The sequence below is a fragment of the Porphyromonas somerae genome, from assembly GCF_022845615.1.
GTDB lineage: Bacteria > Bacteroidota > Bacteroidia > Bacteroidales > Porphyromonadaceae > Porphyromonas_A > Porphyromonas_A somerae.
In genome coordinates this window covers 1,281,311-1,299,008 of the sequence record NZ_AP025559.1, presented here as the reverse complement: position 1 = coordinate 1,299,008, position 17,698 = coordinate 1,281,311, and the positions used below count along the sequence as shown (strand labels likewise).

Genomic DNA, 17,698 nt, shown 5'->3' with positions numbered 1-17,698 from the left:
ATTTTCCTCCCAAAGTTACTCCTTTGGTACCTCGTCCTCCTCTTTTCGGGTGATAATAGTATCATCAATAGGCGTTTTGAGCGAAATAAAGTAGAAGAGCGCCATGGTGATGATATGTGCCACGATCCAGTAGACATGGTCCACTCTGATAGGCACCACGGGATTGTAGAGCAGACCAACCAGTGCCATGAGGCACATCAAGAGGGTCACCGCCTTTTTCTCGCGATAGCTGCGGAATACATAGTAAAAAGCACCACCGCAGATGAATACTTGGCAAACACTCTCAAGGAAGGGAATGTGAATCCGCTCAATGAAGAGCAACACCAATGCCGATAAGGCAAATACCAGGTAAAGTGACTTATTATTCATCTTCTAGTTTCAGACCTTCGTAAAATAGATTGAGTAGCTTATTAGCCCCCACAAACGAACTCATTTTATCCTCCAAAATCGCACGCTCCACCCTAGGAAGCTCCTCTTGGATTGCAGGATTGGAGTAGAAGCTGTTTTTAAGGGCTTCATTGATACTTTCGTACATCCAGTACTTTGTCTGCTCATTGCGGTGGCGGTAGAAGTAGCCATTATCCTTTACAAAGGCTATGAAGCGATCGATCATGCTCCACACCTCGTCGATCCGTAGGTCGTAAAACCCAGAGTAGGTGAGCACCTCGGGTGTCCAACCACTCTCTGCTGGTGGAAAGAGGTGCAGTGCATTGCGGAAGTGCTGTGCCGCTAGCTCTGCCGGCTTAATATTGTCGCCATCAGCCTTGTTGATCACAATGCCATCGGCCATCTCCATAATTCCACGCTTAATCCCTTGTAGTTCATCGCCAGTGCCAGCCAGCTGTATCAATAGGAAAAAGTCGACCATCGAGTGCACCGCCGTCTCCGACTGACCTACACCCACCGTCTCCACAAAGATGGTATCAAAGCCAGCCGCCTCGCAGAGGATAATGCTCTCGCGAGTCTTACGTGCTACACCGCCTAGCGAGCCAGCCGAAGGGCTAGGGCGGATAAAGGCATCCTCCTCCTTCGAAAGTCGCTCCATACGCGTCTTATCACCTAGGATACTCCCCTTGGAGCGCTCGCTCGAGGGGTCAATGGCAAGTACTGCCAACTTATGTCCTCCTTTTACCACATGCATCCCGAAGGCATCAATAGAGGTACTCTTACCGGCTCCTGGAACGCCTGTGATGCCAATGCGTACCGACTTTCCAGAATAAGGGAGGCATCGCTCAATCACCTCCTGTGCCTTTTGTCGATGTTCGGGCAAACGACTCTCCACCAGCGTCACCGCTTGCGAAAGCATCGCTCTATCGCCCGCCAAAATGCCCTCCACATACTCATCTGTAGAGAGCAGACGGCGACGGCGTGGTTTGAAATAGGGGTTGACAATCGGGGCATGGTTCACACCACTATTCACCTGTAGCCCTTTGTAATCACCAGAGTTTTCGGGGTGTTGATAGCTCATATAGTTTTTATTTATTGCGTTACTACTCTCAACAAAGGTACCAAATAGCCACAAGATTAACCACCCCTCCACCCAGATATTATAGGGGTTACGCATTAGAAAGGCCTTACCATATGGTTTTTAGTCGGGTGTCTATGAAAAGGGACCCCGGCTGAGGGGTCCGTGCTAAATAGGCACAGGTCAAGGCACGCAGTGCCGAAGACCTGTGTGTAACGATGCGTAAAATACCCTTGCGACCCCGGTTGAGGGGTCGGACAACCTTATCTAGGTCAGACCCCTCAGCCGGGGTCAAGGGTTTTGGATGCCTTATTTACCACCATTCATCGGCTCTGCGATCCTCGAATGGTGGCTACTCAGATAGATTGGGATACTGCACCTCCTAAAACTCTCATTATATAAACACTGCACACACCTAATTTATGTAGACTTTAGAGAGGTGTCATTGGCGTCATAAATACCACCGTGTAGTCGTCCAGTTCCACCAGCCCTTGGTCATACCACCTCCTCATCAGTTGGGCAAATGAATTATTGGATCTAGCAGACTCATAGAGAGGTTCCAGCAGATCCTTCCAGAAGTCCAATTTCATCTCTCTAGCCACCTGTACCATCGGGCTGACCGAAGTCTGCTCATTCACCAATGCCTCCAGCTCCGTTTGATACTCATCCCACTTTGAGACTTGGTACATCATCAGCACCAATTCCGAAAGGGCATCGCTACAAGCAAAGATGAGGCTTTCCTCTTTTACCTCAATCACGCCATGTTTGAAGCCCTCTGCCACCAATGGGTCTTTACAACTGATTAGGTAGGGTGGGCGATCAAAGTCTCCCAGCTTTGTGAAGGAGTGCCAAAGCTCTCCACAGCTTTTATCGTAGTGAAATAGGAGGCTATCGCCATAAGCCATCCAGTGGCACTTCTTTTTATCCACGAGCCATGCTGCCACCAGTGTGGCGCATGACCCCTCGCTGTAAAACTTATTGAGCAACATCGCGTCGCCCTCCTTAGCCTTTGCCTCATACCTATTATAAAACGGCTCCCAGATACCTTCCACCCAATTATCCAATTGCTCAAAGCTAGTAATCGGCTGCTTTCTACTCAGTTCTCCAACTAGATATTGCGACCACTTATCGGCATAAAGACCACAACCGCCAGCTCCATCCGAGAGTGCGATGAAGCCCTTCCCACTAGTTGCGAAGTCTTCATTGGGGGATTGCTCATTAAACTTCGCCACCGTAGCTAGGCGTAAGCTAGGGGCTGAGCTAACCAATGTCCTGTACCTCCAACGTTCTAAATTTCTTCTCCGTCTCAGTCGTCTTTTCTGCTCGGCTCTTTTATCCTTTTTCATAGAGATTGCTGTACCATAGCACTAGAGAGCGTGCCTATTTTCATCATTTTCACCAGCTGTTCCATTCCCGCATTCACTCCCATTGCGCGGTAGCGAATATCTTCATCCTTATCTTGGAATAGCTGTCGGATCTGCTCATTGTAGTTCAGAGGAAGGAGGCTCGACATCTCAAATAGCGACTCCCCATACCCATTTCCACGCATTTCGCCGATCGTAGCAGGGAACATGATGGCTTCACTTCTTCCCGAAACAATATGGATATTGAACAGTAGCACGTTGCCATCGTTGGTAAATTTCGACTTCAGTTGATTGGCAAGTTGTTGCATTTCGTCTCGCGAAGCACCATTGTATTCACCATCAGTGATGTTGATGATGATAGGGGGGTAGCAATCTTCCGTCTGGTGCTGTGCCAGCCAATCATCCAATAGCCCTTCAGCGTGCTTAAAGGCCTTATCCATGCGAGTCCAATGACCATCGTGGCGTGCCTCCATCCACTGCTTCTTCTCCACCTCTATCTCCTTCATTCCCCCTCTGGTGCGGACACTCTCCTTCACCATTATTTTCTTATACTCATTGAATCGCACCTCCTCGGGGGTGACAAATCCCCTTCCGGCAAGGGCGCCATTCCAACCGCTATAAGCCTCTTCGCCATATCCCACTACAGCGATGTCGAAATAGTGCCGTGTCTCATTGGCACGGACACACCGCTCCACCAACTCATTGATCTGGTTATTCACGATACGAGCTACCGCCTCCGAGAGTGTCATCTCTTCACCATTGAATGTGGTAATGCATCGCATTGATACACTGTGGTCCACGAGGAATATAAAGGCCGATGGATTCTCGCGTGTAATACGTGCCGTATAGGCATTCTTGCTTTGGAGCTTCTTGGGCTGTGCTGGTATTGGGATACCAAAGTTGGATATGTTGGTGATGTATTTGATCGGGATAAAGTTCTTCACCAATATTTCCGCCTGAAAGTAGGGTTGTTCATCGATGGGAAGGTCAAAGTGCTTTCTTGCCTTGATCGAGTTGAAGTGGATCTCCTTAAAGTCTTCTAGAGAGCCACCATAGTGGACCCCATTACTTGCTGCATTTCGGTTGGCATAAAGAGTGTTGGCATCATAGATCACCTCTGGATCAATCTCTAGAATGACAGGGTTGGAGATTCGTCCTTCATTCATCGCCACATACATCATTGGGTGCTCCTTCGTAAAGCTCACACGCACATAGTGCTCCAGACCCTTACGAGCATCCAATTGCCAGGAGATCGACCCCTGTCCGCCACCTCCCGATTTGGGGATATTGATATCCTTCTCCTCGCAATCCTTCCACGAGTACAAACCTCCATTTTGGATGATCGAGTCTAGGTTATCTCGGTCGGTAAAGTGATACAATTTTGTAATCCCATACTGGTCCAAAACCGCCTTAAAATCCCTCCAGTTGCTTCGCTTATTCATAAATTATTATTCTTCTTGGTTATCCTCAAATAGGGAGCGTTGTATTATCTGTCTTTGTGTAGGTTTGGTTGGTGCCGCTTTGTCTATGCCCAAAGCATCCTCATAGGGGTAGAGCCCCTCTACATACGCCTTTACTAAGTAGGCGTGAGATAAAGGTTTCTTGGGGTTGTCCACATCGGTACTACTATTGTAGTCCAGTAGGATAATGCTCTTGCCGGCTTGATTAGCTTTCCTTAGTCGCTCGATAATGTGCATCACCTTATGCTCCAACATCCAGCGATAGGTCGGTAGATAGATCTCTCGCCGTGCAGTCATATAGTCCAGCAGTTCGTCGCTGTGTAGCCCCTTTTGATGTCCTAAGGGAGGACCGAATCGGCGTACTGTCCGCTTCAATCCCTTCATACTCATATTGTGGATCACCTCAAGGTCAATGCCAGCATTTTCAAAGACCTTGAGCCCTTGCCAAATTCCCTCCACTGAAGCCCCTGTCTCAGGGGCGGAGAAGGGGATTGGAATATCCCCGTATGGATAGAAAGGGCTAAGGTGTACCAACTCTCCCTCCGCCTTGCTGGTCACATCGGCAATGATTGCATAGGGGTACTCCTTCAGCAACCCCTCTGTTTTCCTTCGTTTATTCGCTATAATAATCATATTACTACCATTCAAAAATTCTGTCTCCAAAGCGCGCTCTCAATTCTTCACGTGTTGAATCATCTAGATTGGTACAATCATAAAATGCACTTTTTCCAACTGTTCCCAGTCCCTCTGGTAGTGTTATTGAAGTGAGACTCTCGCAGTTATAGAATGCGTGGCTTCCAATTATTTTTAGTCCCTCTGGTAGTGTTATGGAAGTGAGACTATTGCATGCAAAGAACGCAAAGTTTCCAATCGTTTTTAGTCCTTTTGGTAGTGTTGTTGAAGTGAGGTTTTTGCACTCGTTGAACGCCCGGTCTCCAATTGTTTCCAGTCCCTCTGGTAGTGTTAAGGAAGTGAGGCTACTGCACTCTTTGAACGCACTATTTCCAATTGTTATTAGTCCTTTTGGTAGTGTTATGGAAGTGAGGCTACTGCACCGTGCAAACGCCTGTTCCCCAATTGTTTTTAGTCCCTCTGGTAGTATTATTGAAGTGAGGCTTTTGCACCCTGCAAACGCCTGTTCCCCAATTGTTTTTAGTCCCTCTGGTAGTATTATTGAAGTGAGGCTTTTGCACCCTGCAAACGCACTATGTCCAATTGTTTCCAGCCTATCTGGTAGTGTTATAGATGTCAGGCTCTCGCACCCACAGAACACTCCGCCTTTTATTGTTTTTAGCCCCTCTGGTAGTGTTATTGAAGTGAGGCTTCTGCACCATTTGAATACATTATCTCCAATTGCTTCTAGTCCGTCTGGTAGTGTTATTGAAGAGAGGCTCTCGCACTCCCAGAATGCACTGCGTTCAATTGTCTTCAGCCCCTCTGGTAGTGTTATTGAAGTGAGGCTTTTGCACTCATAGAACGCCTGTTCCCCAATTGTTTCCAGCCCCTCAGGTAGTGTTATTGAAGAGAGGCTCTCGCACCCCCAGAATGCACTGCGTTCAATTGTCTTCAGCCCCTCTGGTAGTGTTATTGAAGTGAGGCTTTTGCACTCAGAGAACGCCTGTTCCCCAATTGTTTCCAGCCCCTCTGGTAGTGTTATTGAAGTGAGGCTCTCGCACCCCAAGAATGCAATGCGTTCAATTGTCTTCAGCCCTTCTGGTAGTGTTATTGAAGTGAGGCTTTTGCACTCATAGAACGTCTGTTCCCCAATTGTTTCCAGCCCGTCTGGTAGTGTTATAGATGTCAGGCTCTCGCACCCGTAGAACACGCCGTTTTTTATTGTTTTTAGCCCGTTTGGTAGTGTTATGGATTTAAGGCTCTTGCACCCTTCAAACGTCCTGTATTTTATTGTTTCCAGCCCGTCTGGTAGTGTTATAGATGTCAGGCTCTCGCACCCGTAGAACACGCCGTTTTTTATTGTTTTTAGCCCGTTTGGTAGTGTTATGGATTTGAGGCTCTTGCACCCTTCAAACGCACCGTGTTCAATTGTTTCCAGCCCCTCTGGTAGTATTATTGAAGTCAGTCTCTTGCACCCTTCGAACGCACTCATTCCAATTGTTTTCAGTCCCTCTGGTAGTATTATTGAAGTCAGTCTCTTGCACCCTTCGAACGCACTCATTCCAATTGTTTTCAACCCCTCTGGCAGTGTAATGGAAGTCACGCTCTCGCACCCACTGAACGCACTGTCTCCAATTGTCTTTAGCCCCTCTGGCAGTGTAATAGAAGTTAGTCTCTCGCACCCACGGAACGCATTGTCTCCAATTGTCTCCACAGTACTTGGGACAGAGTAAATGGTCTTAGAGGAGCAGTAGGAAATAAGGTGAGTCTTATCTGCTGTGAATAAGACATCGTTTTCTATACAGAAGTGGGGGGAAAGATTGTTGATTTTCAGTTGTAAATCATTGAACGGATCCCCTATAATATTGATAAGAGACTTTGGTAGTGTTATGGAAGTGAGGCTTTTGCACTCAGAAAACGCCCATTTTCCAATTGTTTTCAGCCCTTCTGGTAGTGTTATTGTAGTGAGGCTACTGCACCGTGCAAACGTCTGTTCCCCAATTGTTTTTAGTTCCTCTGGTAGTGTTATGGAAGTGAGGCTTTTGCACTCAGAAAACGCCCTATTTCCAATTGTTTTTAGCCCTTCTGGTAGTGTTATGGAAGTGAGGCTACTGCACCATTGGAACGCACTATTTCCAATTGTTATTAGTCCTTTTGGTAGTGTTATGGAAGTGAGGCTACTGCACCGTGCAAACGCCTGTTCCCCAATTGTTTCCAGCCCATCTGTTAGTATTATTGAAGTGAGGCTATCGCATCCGTCGAACGCACTAGTTCCAATCGTTTTTAGTCCTTCTGGTAGTGTTATGGAAAAGAGGCTCTCGCACCTGTTGAACGCACCATCTCCAATTGCTTCTAGCCCCTCTGGCAGTATTATGGAAGTTAGGCTCTCGCACCAGCTGAACGCTTCGTTTCCAATTGTTTCCACAGTACTTGGGACAGAGTAAATGGTCTTGGAGGAGCAGTAGGAAATAAGGTGAGTCTTATCTGCTGTGAATAAGACATCGTTTTCTATACAGAAGTGGGGGGAAAGATTGTTGATTTTTAGTTGTAAACACAAAAATGGGTTCTCCCCAATATTGGTGAGAGACTTTGGTAGTGTTATGGATGTCAGGCATTTACAATTCCAGAACGCGGCGCCTCCAATTGTCTTCAGTCCCTCTGGTAGTGTTATGGAAGTTAGGCTCTCGCACATTTCAAACGCACTATCACAGATGACTGTTACGATATTAGGGACTACGTATGATTCAATCTTGTCGCCGTATGGTGCTCTGAGTAGTCTTTTCCTATCTGAGCTGAATTTTACGCCATACTCATCGGTATAGGCTTCTTTCAGGTCTTGGTAGGTTACCTTGGTTGAAAGGATTTCGATGACAGGTTCCTCCGGTCTGGTGGTGGAGAATAGCGAAAAGGAGGTGGCAGCGAGGTTTTGTTCGGTATGAGCCAATAGAAAGAGGGAGAGTAGCTTGCTTAGCTCTTGGTCTGCAACTAACTGCCAAACGGCACTCAGGGCGTCGCTCGCAGAGAGATCCAAATAGTCATTGGCACTAAAGAGAAGACGGTCGGGAGCACCAAAACGATCAAGCAGGTTGGGATTCAAGGTGATCGCTTTGAGAGAGAGTGCGATGGAGGCGAGAGCGAAGTCATCGATGGTGGCATCAAAGTCTTTAGCCTTTCGCAAGGGATGCCGGAAGTCCTGTGTCCCCAGTGTCGGTGAACTCTGCCCCGCCATACTCGGAACAAACATACCATCGTAATCGATCAGGGTGAGCTCCCCCTTCTCTCCCACCATGATGTTATCGGGCTTGATGTCTCCGTGGGCAAAGGGTTGGCTCCGTAGCCAGGATGCCATCTTGCAGAAGAGGTGGCAAAGGAGCCCCATCTTGTAACTATCTTGGTAGTACTTAGCGATGTAGTTCTCCATCGTCTGCCCCTCGACCCACTCCATCAGGAGGACTGGAAACTCACTTTCACTCGAGACGCTGCTATCCACAAAGAGCTCTCGCTCGTAGTACCTTATTGAGGTGAAGTAGCCACTCCGCATGCCCTCCAGTTCAGCACCTATTTTTTGGTAAGCCTCGGCACGCCCCTCCTGCTCTTCGGTGAAGCACTTGAGGGCATAGAATTGGCCCGTCTTGGGGTCTTTCATCTTAAAGACCACGGCAAAGGCACCGCTACTTCTGTAGGGCTCTCCATGTTCATCGGGCACTGGCACCAGATGCTTCAACTCTGCCAGATTATCGCCTGCATTGGCGATGGCCTTCACATACTCAGATAGATTGGGATACTGCATCTCCTCAAAGTCTCATTATAAAAACACTGCACACACCCTCCACTTCACAAATATACCCTTTTTTTTGTCCATCCACTACCTAAATATTAATGAATTCCTCAGGGGTTACGCATTAGGAAAGCCTTACCGTAGGGCTTTCATAGGTGTGTCTATAGGGGAGGACCCCGGCTGAGGGGTCCGTGTTAAATAGGCACAGGTCGAGGAACGTAGTGCCGAAGACCTGTGTATAACGATGTGCAAAACACCCCTTCGACCCCGGTTGAGGGGTCGGACAATCTTATCTAGGTCTGACCCCTCAGCCGGGGTCAAGGAGGTGGTGAATATGCTCTTACACACAGGTCGTTCGGGGCTTTGCCCCTCCGACCTGTGCCTATTTAACACGGACCTCTGCCGAGGTCCTTACCCCATTATCCTCAATAGCTTGTATAAATCATTCGTGCAACAGCCTCGACTTGTCCGACCTGTCTGATAAGGCGTTTTGGATAAGGCGTGAAGGACCTCTGCTAGGTCCTTTTTTTTGGGGGGCGCCAAATGAAGGTAGCCCGAAGGGCTTTCATGGTGTATTAACCCAGCCTTCCCCCACGGCAGGTATGCGAAGCGTACCTGCCGTGGAGAAGGTTGGGTAGAGGAATAGACCAAAGTTAACTACCCCGAAGGGGTTGCACTTCCATACGATAATGTGGATATGCAACCCCTTCGGGGTAGATTGGTTGTGGCGTCTTCGATGCCCAAGCTTCTCCTTCAGGCTCGCTGCCGCTCGCCTTCGGGGGAAGCTTGGGTTATTAGACCGTGTAACCCCTTCGGGGTATTCTCTTTGGGGTGCCTTATCGAGAATGGCACTTCGTGCAACAGTCTCTTGTATTTCGTTAGCGACGCGGATAAAGTGCTTGAGTGCTTAAAATAGGTTAATATTTGTCGGGAGAGAGGGGAAGGTGGGGTGAAATGAGGAGGTTGTTGTATAGTGTTATAAACCAATGGGTTAGGAGGGTGGTGGTTGAGACCGTATCAAAGCGTTTGCTGAGACCGTATCTAAGCGATCGGCGAGTTGCAACTAAGCGATCGGTTTGTTGCAACTAAGCGATTGCTTTGTTGCATCTCAATGGAGGCTCTTGTAGGGTGTTGGAAATCAGTGGGTTGTGAGGGGGTGGTTGCGAAGCCCTATTTTGGGTAGTTTTTCACTTTATTTCACAGTTTCTTTTGGGGTACCTCATCGGACAGGTCAGACGAGTCGGACAGGTCAGACGAGTCGGATCAATTCTTTTTCAAACTCATCTTGAGAATGGCACTTCGTGCAACATTCTCGACTTGTCCGACCTGTCCGACTTGTCCGATAAGGCGTTTTGGATAAGGCGTAAAGGACCTCCTCGCGGAGGTTCTTTATCGGGGTGCCTTATCGAGAATGTTGCACGAAGTGCCATTCTCTTAAAACTAAGATGAGTTTGGAGGGAGGTATTGGTTTTGTGGTGGAGGGGGATTTAGTTACATTTGCGTAGTAACTTTATTGAACTAAAATATGAAGATATGAAAAGACTTTATTCTCTCTTGGCTGTGATAGCTTGCTTATGTCTGCTGTCGTGTGGTAGTGATGTGGAAAAGGAGGCTGCTCCGAAGGAGGTGATTCGGGTAGCGGTTTTTCAGGGGCATGGAGGTTCGGAAACCTGTGTCTGGGAGGCAAAGGCAGCGGTGGAGATGGACCCTTCGCTGGAGTGCCGTTTGCTGACCACTAAGCAGATCAATGAGGGGGCTCTTGCCGATGTGGATGTGTTGGTGGTGCCTGGTGGAGGGGGTAGCCGTCAGTATCTCAACATGGGTGGTGAGGGCCTTCGAATGGTGCAGGAGTTTGTGGCCAATGGCGGTGGCTATGTGGGGATTTGTGCTGGCGCTTACCTGATCACGGAGACGCCTAACTACGCTTGTCTGGCGATGAGTGGTGCTGAGGCACACGATATTGAGCACGACAATCGGGGTCGGGGGATTGCAAAGGTGACGCTGACGGATGAGGGAAAGAAGTTATTCCCTGAGGTGGCGGAGCAAGACACCTTATATATAATGTATTATGAAGGCCCAGTGGTGCTACCTCGTGAAGGAAGTGAAGTTACTTATCACTCTTATGCAACGATGGAGAGTGATGTGCATGTGGAGGGAAATGCTCCTAGCGATATGACTAATGGCAAGAGTTTCCTCTATATTGCACAGTATGGTAAGGGGTGGACTGCTTCGGTGGTGGGGCACCCTGAGGCAACTCCTGGAATGCAGTGGATGCTCTCTCGGTTGGTTCATAAGGTTTCGCCAAGGCAGATGGCATCGGAGCTTCCAGCTAAGTTTATAGACCCAAGCAAGTTCGGCAAGGAGCTATTGATGACTGAGGAGCGTCGTCAGGCTGAGGGGGAGGCTTTTCAAACCTTCCTTTATGGCGATGAGGAGGCAAAGCTAGCAGCGATCAATTGGCTAATGCAGCACAACTCTTGGGATGCTAAGCGGTGGATCCAAGGCTTGATATTCGATGCCTCTCTGGCTGTGCGGAAGCGTGCTGCAGAGTGGATAAGTTGGGCGATGTACCGTACCTATCTTCCCGACCTAGAGGTGGCGTACAATGTGGAATCCGAACCTGAAGTAAAGCAGGCCATCGGTGATGCGATTGAGCAACTGAAAGTGGAGTAGCGGAGCACCCAGCAGGGTGCCACTCAGCTAGCCCCTGGTCGAGGCTCGCAGAGCCGATGACCGGCGGGATAGGTGTCGGTAAATATTATTCGACCCTTGTGGTCGCACTTGGATGAGCTTGTGCGACCACAAGGGTCGATTGATTATATTGAGAGTGTTTGTGGTTTCCTGAAAAAGGTTGACTCGGTTAATGTTACGTTGTTATTAATCCTGCTTTATGTTGACTTTCTAGCCTTTAGTCCTGTGAGGGGTTGACTGGAGGGCGTAGCCCGTAAGGAAACCCCTCACAGGACTAAAGGTACCAAAACTTGGGCACCTATCCTATTTTTTGATTTTCAAGGTACTCCTCTCTATAGCTTTTCCACCTCTTGGGGATTTTCCCTTTGCACTTTGAGGCTTCAACAGGTGTCATATAGTCGAGACTCATGTGAGGCCTTTTTGTGTTGTAAAACTCTATGACTGAGGTTAATTCAGCCTTTGCCTCTTTGATGGTTTTAAAACGTTTGCCTTTTAAGAGCTCATTCTTTATAGTGTTATTGATCCTCTCTGCTTGTGCATTATCTTTGGGATCTGGGGTTTCTGTCATACTTATATCTATGTCATTCTTTTTAAGAATATCCACATACTGGTGGCTGGCATACTGGCAGCCTCTGTCTGAGTGATGAATGAGCTTATCGTTAGCTTTACCATTCGATTTAAGTTTCTTAAGTGCCTGATTTAGAGCTTCAATAGGGTACTTAGTGTCTAGGCTATCGCCTAGGCTCCACCCGACAATTTCTTTTGAGTATGAGTCTAAGATCACGGATAGGTAGCTAAACTTATGATGTACTCCGTCATAATGGATGGGGATATACGTTATGTCGCTCACCCATACCTGATTAGCTCTTTCTGGTATCATATCTTTTACGAGGTTACCATAGAGCTTAAAACCGTGATTGGAGTTGGTGGTTCTCGGCTTTCTTTTACGTTGCCTTAGCTTCAAGCCGTGCTTGTCTAGAGTGTCAAGAAAACGGTCTCTCCCTAGTGGAGTCCCCTCCTTAAACTCTCGCTTATACATATGCCACAGCTTCTTACCGCCCATGCCAGGGGCTTTCTCTCGGGTCTCAAGAACGTACTCAACAGCCATCTCTTCAAGTGCCATATTGGCATGAAGTTTTGACTTTTTTCGCTTGTAATAGGCTTGCTTACTTACACCAAACAGGTCGCAAAGGAGCTGTATTGTATATTTCTTCAGATCCTGTGCGTGCAAGCGATCTACCGTTTGGTGCCAGCTTTTTTTCTTATTTGGATGCGGAAATTCTCTTCTGCCACATTGATTAATTCATTCAATGCATCTGTCAAAACAGTCTGCCTAAAAAGCTGTTTTTCAAGCTCTTGAACCCTTCTTTCTAAATCAACTGAGCTTTTCTCAGGCGCCCCGCCTGACGCCCCGCCTGACGCCACATCCGAATAATAATACCTGCGATATCCGCGGTGCTCTTCTTGTTTCTTCTTTTTCTTCGCCTTCATCTCTATAACTTCGTCTAACCCAGAATCTAGGTACCTATGAACCCACTCCAGGATCGTAGTCCTTCCAATAGGGACAAGGTGTGAAATCTGGGTATAACCTAAGTTTTCCTCAAAATAGAGGTGAATAACTCGGTCAAAATAAATCTTCTGGAGTTGACTCCTTTTTACAAACTTACTCATAAAAATCTATCTATGAGTCAACTTTTTCTAGGACAAGACAGTTGCACGAAGGCGATCTGCGGTGTTGCTTTCGGGATTCGGGCTAAGTCACGTACGTGAGTACGCTCCCAGCGCCCTTGGTGGGGCCTTGGTGCCCTGCGTGCACCTTGCCCTCATGCTCAGGCCTTGCATCTCATCCTTCGTTTAAAGTCTCAACACATTTGATCAAATGTGCGAGAGCATATTCACCACCTCCACGCCCCGGTTGAGGGGTCAGACCTAGAGATGGGGTTGTCCGACCCCTCGGCCAGGGTCGTAAGGGTATTTTACATCTATCTATACACAGGTCTTCGGCACAATGTGCCTTGACCTGTGCCTATTTAGGTCGGACCTCTGCCGAGGTCCCTACACATAGCCCCCCCCGATAAAAACCATGTGGTAAGTCTTTTCTAATGCGTAACCCCTGTTTCTGTACACTTTAACTAGGTTTAACTTGAAATATTTTTGTTTCGCCACGGTGAATCGCTATATTTGTCAATCTAGCTGATTTTATAGTGTTTTTGAATTTAGTAGAATAATAAGTAGGATGATTGATTTTATTAGTGATTTATTTAGTGTTGGTCAGACCATTTACCTCACGCAGAGTAATGACGTGGAAATTGGTGGTAAAATAGTTAAGCTTAATAATGACTTTATTGTTATTGAGAGTGAGGATGGGAATGTGATTGGGGTGCGCGATGAGGCTATTAGAAGTTTTTCGAAGGAGCCGGTAAAGAGTCTATCAACCCCTCGGGCGTCTACTCATTCAGAGGGCTACCCCTCAATGAAGTCTGAGCAGGGGTCTTGGAAGCGTGTGCTACCTTTTGAAAAGGGGGCTTCAGTCGATTCTCAGAAGGTTAGCAAGCGATCATTCAGACAATATAAGCCTGGCGATAAGATCCCGATAGAGTCTCTAGCGAAGCGAGACCCCTCATTGGCCAATACTTGGCGCAGATCGGAGGAAGATAGGCTAAGATTGCGTGCGTTGAGGGAGAAGGTACAATCGGTCTTTGATGAGATCATGAGCGAGGGTCAAGACTTGGATCAGGAGGTGCCTGCGATTGGAGCGATTGTGGATCTGAAGCCAAGCTATCAATTTGGTTTTATTGATGATGTGGAGACTGGAGAGCGGTATTTCTATAATCGTGGAGATATCGTGGATAGGGATCTGCTTAATATGGTTGGAGAAGGGATTAAGGTGGTCTATTTTAGGGGCTCAAATCACAAAGGTCCTGCCGCGAAGAGCATTCACAGGCCTAATACCATTGGTGGTCTATTGGCTATCGCTATGGACTTGGTGAATGAAGAAGACTTTATAAGGGCCAAGATGGTGCTTCAGAATATTCTTTATGCTTACCCTAGTAGCCATTCAGCTACTGCTATGCTGGAGGAGTTATCGGCACAGATGGATAATGGCGTGCCAGGAGCAACAAGCCACAATAACGGCCTCTATATCCAAGCTAGGAAAGCTCTGGAAATGAAAAATTATGACTTGGCGGAAAAGCTTTATCGGGAGTGTATTGAAAAGGGTATCCGCAAAGTGAATAGCATCAAAGAGCTAGCACAGGTCTATATCTCTCTACATTCGCAAGAAAAGGATGAGGCGCAAAAAGAGTTGTATAGAAAGAGGGGCCTTGAATTTATAGAGGCACACATAAATGAATTGCCAGAGAAGCCAAGCACTAAGTTTAGCCTAGAAAACATCTATTTTGCCCTTGGAGATTATGAGAAGCATATTGAAGTGGTAGAGGATATCATAGCAGATAGTGGTAAGAATGGAGACTTAGCACAGTATGTTTTTTATCTCAATAAGGCAGCTCAAAGCTATCTAAGGAGAAATGAACTGGATAAAGCACTCGATGCTGCAAATCAGGGGCTTGAGGTGGAGGCGGATAATCTCCACTTGTGCAAAACTAAGATGACTATTGAGGAGGCGATTGCTCATCATAACTCTCTAGCAGAGCAGGACGAGGATAATGAGAAAGGTGGTGGTTTCTTTAGTCTATTTAGCAGATAAGGTAGGGGATGAAGAAGCCTCATAAGCTGCTTTTGGGGATTGGAGCCCTATTCTTATTGATAGTGGTAGGTCTCTGCACCGCCTATTATCGCTTTACTAGGCAACCAGCTTTCAATACTTCTAGCGACAAAGCGGTACGGATATTTGTATACCCCGATGCTCAATGGAGTGATGTACTAGATACCATTGCGGCTGCTACAGATGCCCCGCTCTTGGAGGATCTAAAGCTACATCTAGGGTTGCGTGCTAGTAATGCCCCTAAGGTGGGGAGCTATACGATTGAACCAAAGATGACGGTGCAAGCACTTTATAACCGCTTGGTACATGGTATGCAGACGCCTATTTCGCTTTACTTCAATTCGTATCGATTGCCAAGTCAATTGTATCGGAGGATGGGAAGTCAGCTAATGATAGATAGCTTGGAGGTGGCACGGGCGATGAATGATACCCTTTTGCTTCGTAGCTTGAATATCCCTGATACTACGTTGGTTTATTACTTAGTTCCAAATACCTATGAGCTGTATTGGGATATCACGCCAGCAGACCTCACAAAGCGTATGGCTGAGGAGAGCCAGAAGTTTTGGAATGCCCAGCGTAGAGCCGAAGCCGACTCACTGGGGCTTACTCCGTATGAGGTGATCACTCTTGCTTCGATCGTACAGGAAGAAAGTGCTAAGGTGGACGAGTACCCAATGATCGCTGGTCTATACATTAATAGGTTGAGGGTGGGGATGCCTTTGCAAGCTGACCCAACGATAAAATTTGCACTGCAAGAGTTTAGCCTCCGTCGCATCTTACATAAGCATCTAAAGGTGGATAGTCCTTACAATACCTATCTCCATAAGGGATTGCCTATAGGGCCGATACGTATTCCTACGATGGAGGCTATTGACGGTGTATTGAAGGCATCGGACCATAGCTATCTATATATGTGTGCGAAGGAGGATTTTAGTGGGTATCATAGCTTTGCTTCTACGTACCCTGAGCATCAGAAGAATGCTAGGAAATATGTGGCGGCCTTAAATGAAAGAGGAATAAAATGAAGATAAGAGAATTACTAGATTATTTGGAGGAGAGGGTACCCTTATCTCAGCAGGAAGGGTATGATAATAGTGGCGTGCAATGTGGCGATACGTCTCAGGAACTCCGGGCGGTGTTGGTGGCAATTGACACGACTGAAGCTGTAGTGGACGAAGCTATTGCAAAAGGGTGTAATCTTATTGTGACGCATCATCCAGCACTATTTCGTGGCGTGAAAAGTATTACTCCAGATTACTACATCAATCGTGTAGTCATTAAGGCAATTAAGCATGACATCGTGCTCTATGCCTCACATACTTCATTGGATAATGATGATGAGGGGGTGAATATATTTTGGGCGCGTAAGATGGGGCTTCAAAATGTAAAGATTTTGTCACCTATCGAGGGATATCCTAACGTGGGTGCAGGGGTGATTGGTGATTTGCCTAGTCCACGCTCAATAGGTGAAGTGGTAGAGCTGATGAAGGCTTTCCAGCCAATTACTCATGTGGCTCATAGCAAGCCTCTGACCGAAAAGATAAAGAGAGTGGCATACTGTGGGGGCTCTGGAAACTTTTTGATGCCTGTGTCCATCGAAGAAAAAGCCGATATCTTTATTACTGGGGAGGCGAAGTATAATGATTATTATGATGCGGAGGGGGAGATACTCCTTATGACTATTGGGCACTATGAATCGGAATTGTTGACGAAAGAGTTGCTAAAAGAGATTATGTCTGAAAAAAAAGGTAACTTTGCAATCTATAGTGCAGAATCGTGTGTCAATCCCGTGCATTATATCTCATAATAATGTGGTAATAGTTATGGCTAAGAAAAAAGAAGAAAGTCCAAAGGAAATATCGGTGGAGGAGCGCCTAAAGGCTCTATATCAGTTGCAAATTGTCTCCTCTGAAATTGATCGTATCCGAACGATGCGAGGAGAGCTTCCAATGGAAGTGGAAGAGCTTGCTGATGACTTAGAGGGCAAGCACAAAAGAAAGGAGCGCTATGAAGATCAAATAGATCAAAATAAGCATAATATTGAGAAGGCTAAGGAGAGCATCAGGACTGCCGAAGGAATGGTCGAGAAGTACAAGCAGCATCTTAATGATGTACGTAACGACAAGGAGTATGATGCCATCTCTAAGGAACTCGAAAACCTGGAGCTAGATATTCTTAAGTACGAAAAAGCTATCCGTGAATATCAAGAGGATAACCAGTATATCAAAGAGGATATCGGCGCACTAACTGCAGATATCAAGGAGGTCCAGGAGGTTTTTCAAGTAAAGAAGAAGGAGCTAGACGCTATCATCGCCGATACTAAGGCAGAGGAAGAGAAGCTTAGAATTAATGCTAAGTCATTAGAAGAGTTGATTGACCCTCAATTGCTCGCTGCTTTTAAGCGAACCCGCAAATCTACACACAATGGGGTCGCTGTTGCCCCCATTCAGCGTGATGCTTGCTCTGGTTGCTTTAATCTGATTCCTCCACAGCGCGAGATAGATGTTCGTTCGCATAAGAAGATTATTGCCTGCGAGTACTGTGGTCGTGTTTTGATCGATGAAGAGTTGGCTACTGAGGTGGCTGATAACTTCAAGTGAT

Annotated in this window: 13 protein-coding genes; 5 read left to right on the top strand and 8 right to left on the bottom strand. The window is 47.0% G+C overall.

Annotation, left to right across the window (positions count from 1 at the left end; translation table 11 throughout):
* Window positions 1-15: 15 nt before the first annotated feature.
* From MWL85_RS05690 to MWL85_RS05665, 6 genes are all read right to left on the bottom strand, one after another.
* Window positions 16-369 carry a DUF6804 family protein gene (locus MWL85_RS05690; protein WP_021902694.1) on the bottom strand — a complete coding sequence of 118 codons (354 nt, stop codon included), beginning with the start codon at window positions 367-369 and terminating at the stop codon, window positions 16-18.
* Entirely contained in the window at window positions 362-1,468 is a 1,107-nt protein-coding gene (gene meaB / locus MWL85_RS05685; protein ID WP_070707689.1) for a methylmalonyl Co-A mutase-associated GTPase MeaB, read from the bottom strand. The genes MWL85_RS05690 and meaB overlap by 8 nt, the downstream gene beginning before the upstream one ends.
* A gap of 428 nt (window positions 1,469-1,896) precedes the next feature.
* Window positions 1,897-2,811 carry a hypothetical protein gene (locus MWL85_RS05680; protein WP_244401795.1) on the bottom strand — a complete coding sequence of 305 codons (915 nt, stop codon included), beginning with the start codon at window positions 2,809-2,811 and terminating at the stop codon, window positions 1,897-1,899.
* Window positions 2,808-4,271 (bottom strand): DarT ssDNA thymidine ADP-ribosyltransferase family protein, encoded by a 1,464-nt coding sequence (locus tag MWL85_RS05675; protein WP_244401794.1) that lies wholly within the window; start codon window positions 4,269-4,271, stop codon window positions 2,808-2,810. The genes MWL85_RS05680 and MWL85_RS05675 overlap by 4 nt, the downstream gene beginning before the upstream one ends.
* Before the next feature lie 6 nt (window positions 4,272-4,277).
* Window positions 4,278-4,922 carry a DUF6939 family protein gene (locus tag MWL85_RS05670; RefSeq protein WP_244401793.1) on the bottom strand — a complete coding sequence of 215 codons (645 nt, stop codon included), beginning with the start codon at window positions 4,920-4,922 and terminating at the stop codon, window positions 4,278-4,280.
* A 4-nt stretch (window positions 4,923-4,926) separates the two neighbouring features.
* A complete protein-coding gene (locus MWL85_RS05665; protein WP_244401792.1) occupies window positions 4,927-8,694 on the bottom strand; it encodes a leucine-rich repeat protein in 3,768 nt (1,255 codons plus the stop codon).
* A 1,521-nt stretch (window positions 8,695-10,215) separates the two neighbouring features.
* Here MWL85_RS05665 and MWL85_RS05660 point away from each other — a divergent pair.
* The gene (locus MWL85_RS05660; protein ID WP_244401791.1) at window positions 10,216-11,355 is read left to right on the top strand and encodes a BPL-N domain-containing protein; all 1,140 of its coding nucleotides are present in this window, start codon (window positions 10,216-10,218) and stop codon (window positions 11,353-11,355) included.
* Window positions 11,356-11,671: 316 nt separating this feature from the next.
* Here MWL85_RS05660 and MWL85_RS05655 read toward each other — a convergent pair whose 3' ends face one another.
* Both MWL85_RS05655 and MWL85_RS05650 read right to left on the bottom strand, forming a co-directional pair.
* Window positions 11,672-12,604, bottom strand: a complete 933-nt coding sequence (locus MWL85_RS05655; RefSeq protein ID WP_244400171.1) for an IS3 family transposase — start codon at window positions 12,602-12,604, stop codon at window positions 11,672-11,674.
* 5 nt (window positions 12,605-12,609) lie between these two features.
* Window positions 12,610-13,044 carry a hypothetical protein gene (locus MWL85_RS05650; RefSeq protein ID WP_244400172.1) on the bottom strand — a complete coding sequence of 145 codons (435 nt, stop codon included), beginning with the start codon at window positions 13,042-13,044 and terminating at the stop codon, window positions 12,610-12,612.
* A 565-nt stretch (window positions 13,045-13,609) separates the two neighbouring features.
* On the opposite strand from MWL85_RS05650, the gene MWL85_RS05645 reads away from it, so the two are divergent.
* Genes MWL85_RS05645 through MWL85_RS05630 form a run of 4 tightly spaced genes read left to right on the top strand, consistent with a single transcriptional unit; the run spans window position 13,610 to window position 17,697 of the window.
* Entirely contained in the window at window positions 13,610-15,079 is a 1,470-nt protein-coding gene (locus MWL85_RS05645; protein ID WP_244401790.1) for a hypothetical protein, read from the top strand.
* Window positions 15,080-15,087: 8 nt separating this feature from the next.
* Window positions 15,088-16,122 carry an endolytic transglycosylase MltG gene (mltG, locus tag MWL85_RS05640; protein WP_244401789.1) on the top strand — a complete coding sequence of 345 codons (1,035 nt, stop codon included), beginning with the start codon at window positions 15,088-15,090 and terminating at the stop codon, window positions 16,120-16,122.
* Entirely contained in the window at window positions 16,119-16,904 is a 786-nt protein-coding gene (locus tag MWL85_RS05635) for a Nif3-like dinuclear metal center hexameric protein (protein WP_244401788.1), read from the top strand. The genes mltG and MWL85_RS05635 overlap by 4 nt, the downstream gene beginning before the upstream one ends.
* 16 nt (window positions 16,905-16,920) lie before the next feature.
* Window positions 16,921-17,697: a zinc ribbon domain-containing protein gene (locus MWL85_RS05630; protein WP_244401787.1), complete on the top strand. Its 777-nt coding sequence runs from the start codon at window positions 16,921-16,923 to the stop codon at window positions 17,695-17,697.
* Window position 17,698: the final 1 nt, after the last annotated feature.

Excerpts from the sequence above, each read along its gene's own strand:
- MWL85_RS05635 (WP_244401788.1), top strand. The coding sequence starts at position 16,119 with ATGAAGATAAGAGAATTACTAGATTATTTGGAGGAGAGGGTACCCTTA.
- MWL85_RS05670 (WP_244401793.1), bottom strand. The coding sequence starts at position 4,922 with ATGATTATTATAGCGAATAAACGAAGGAAAACAGAGGGGTTGCTGAAG.
- MWL85_RS05650 (WP_244400172.1), bottom strand. The coding sequence starts at position 13,044 with ATGAGTAAGTTTGTAAAAAGGAGTCAACTCCAGAAGATTTATTTTGAC.
- MWL85_RS05675 (WP_244401794.1), bottom strand. The coding sequence starts at position 4,271 with ATGAATAAGCGAAGCAACTGGAGGGATTTTAAGGCGGTTTTGGACCAG.
- MWL85_RS05680 (WP_244401795.1), bottom strand. The coding sequence starts at position 2,811 with ATGAAAAAGGATAAAAGAGCCGAGCAGAAAAGACGACTGAGACGGAGA.
- MWL85_RS05690 (WP_021902694.1), bottom strand. The coding sequence starts at position 369 with ATGAATAATAAGTCACTTTACCTGGTATTTGCCTTATCGGCATTGGTG.
- MWL85_RS05645 (WP_244401790.1), top strand. The coding sequence starts at position 13,610 with ATGATTGATTTTATTAGTGATTTATTTAGTGTTGGTCAGACCATTTAC.
- mltG (WP_244401789.1), top strand. The coding sequence starts at position 15,088 with ATGAAGAAGCCTCATAAGCTGCTTTTGGGGATTGGAGCCCTATTCTTA.
- meaB (WP_070707689.1), bottom strand. The coding sequence starts at position 1,468 with ATGAGCTATCAACACCCCGAAAACTCTGGTGATTACAAAGGGCTACAG.
- MWL85_RS05665 (WP_244401792.1), bottom strand. The coding sequence starts at position 8,694 with ATGCAGTATCCCAATCTATCTGAGTATGTGAAGGCCATCGCCAATGCA.
- MWL85_RS05660 (WP_244401791.1), top strand. The coding sequence starts at position 10,216 with ATGAAAAGACTTTATTCTCTCTTGGCTGTGATAGCTTGCTTATGTCTG.
- MWL85_RS05630 (WP_244401787.1), top strand. The coding sequence starts at position 16,921 with ATGGCTAAGAAAAAAGAAGAAAGTCCAAAGGAAATATCGGTGGAGGAG.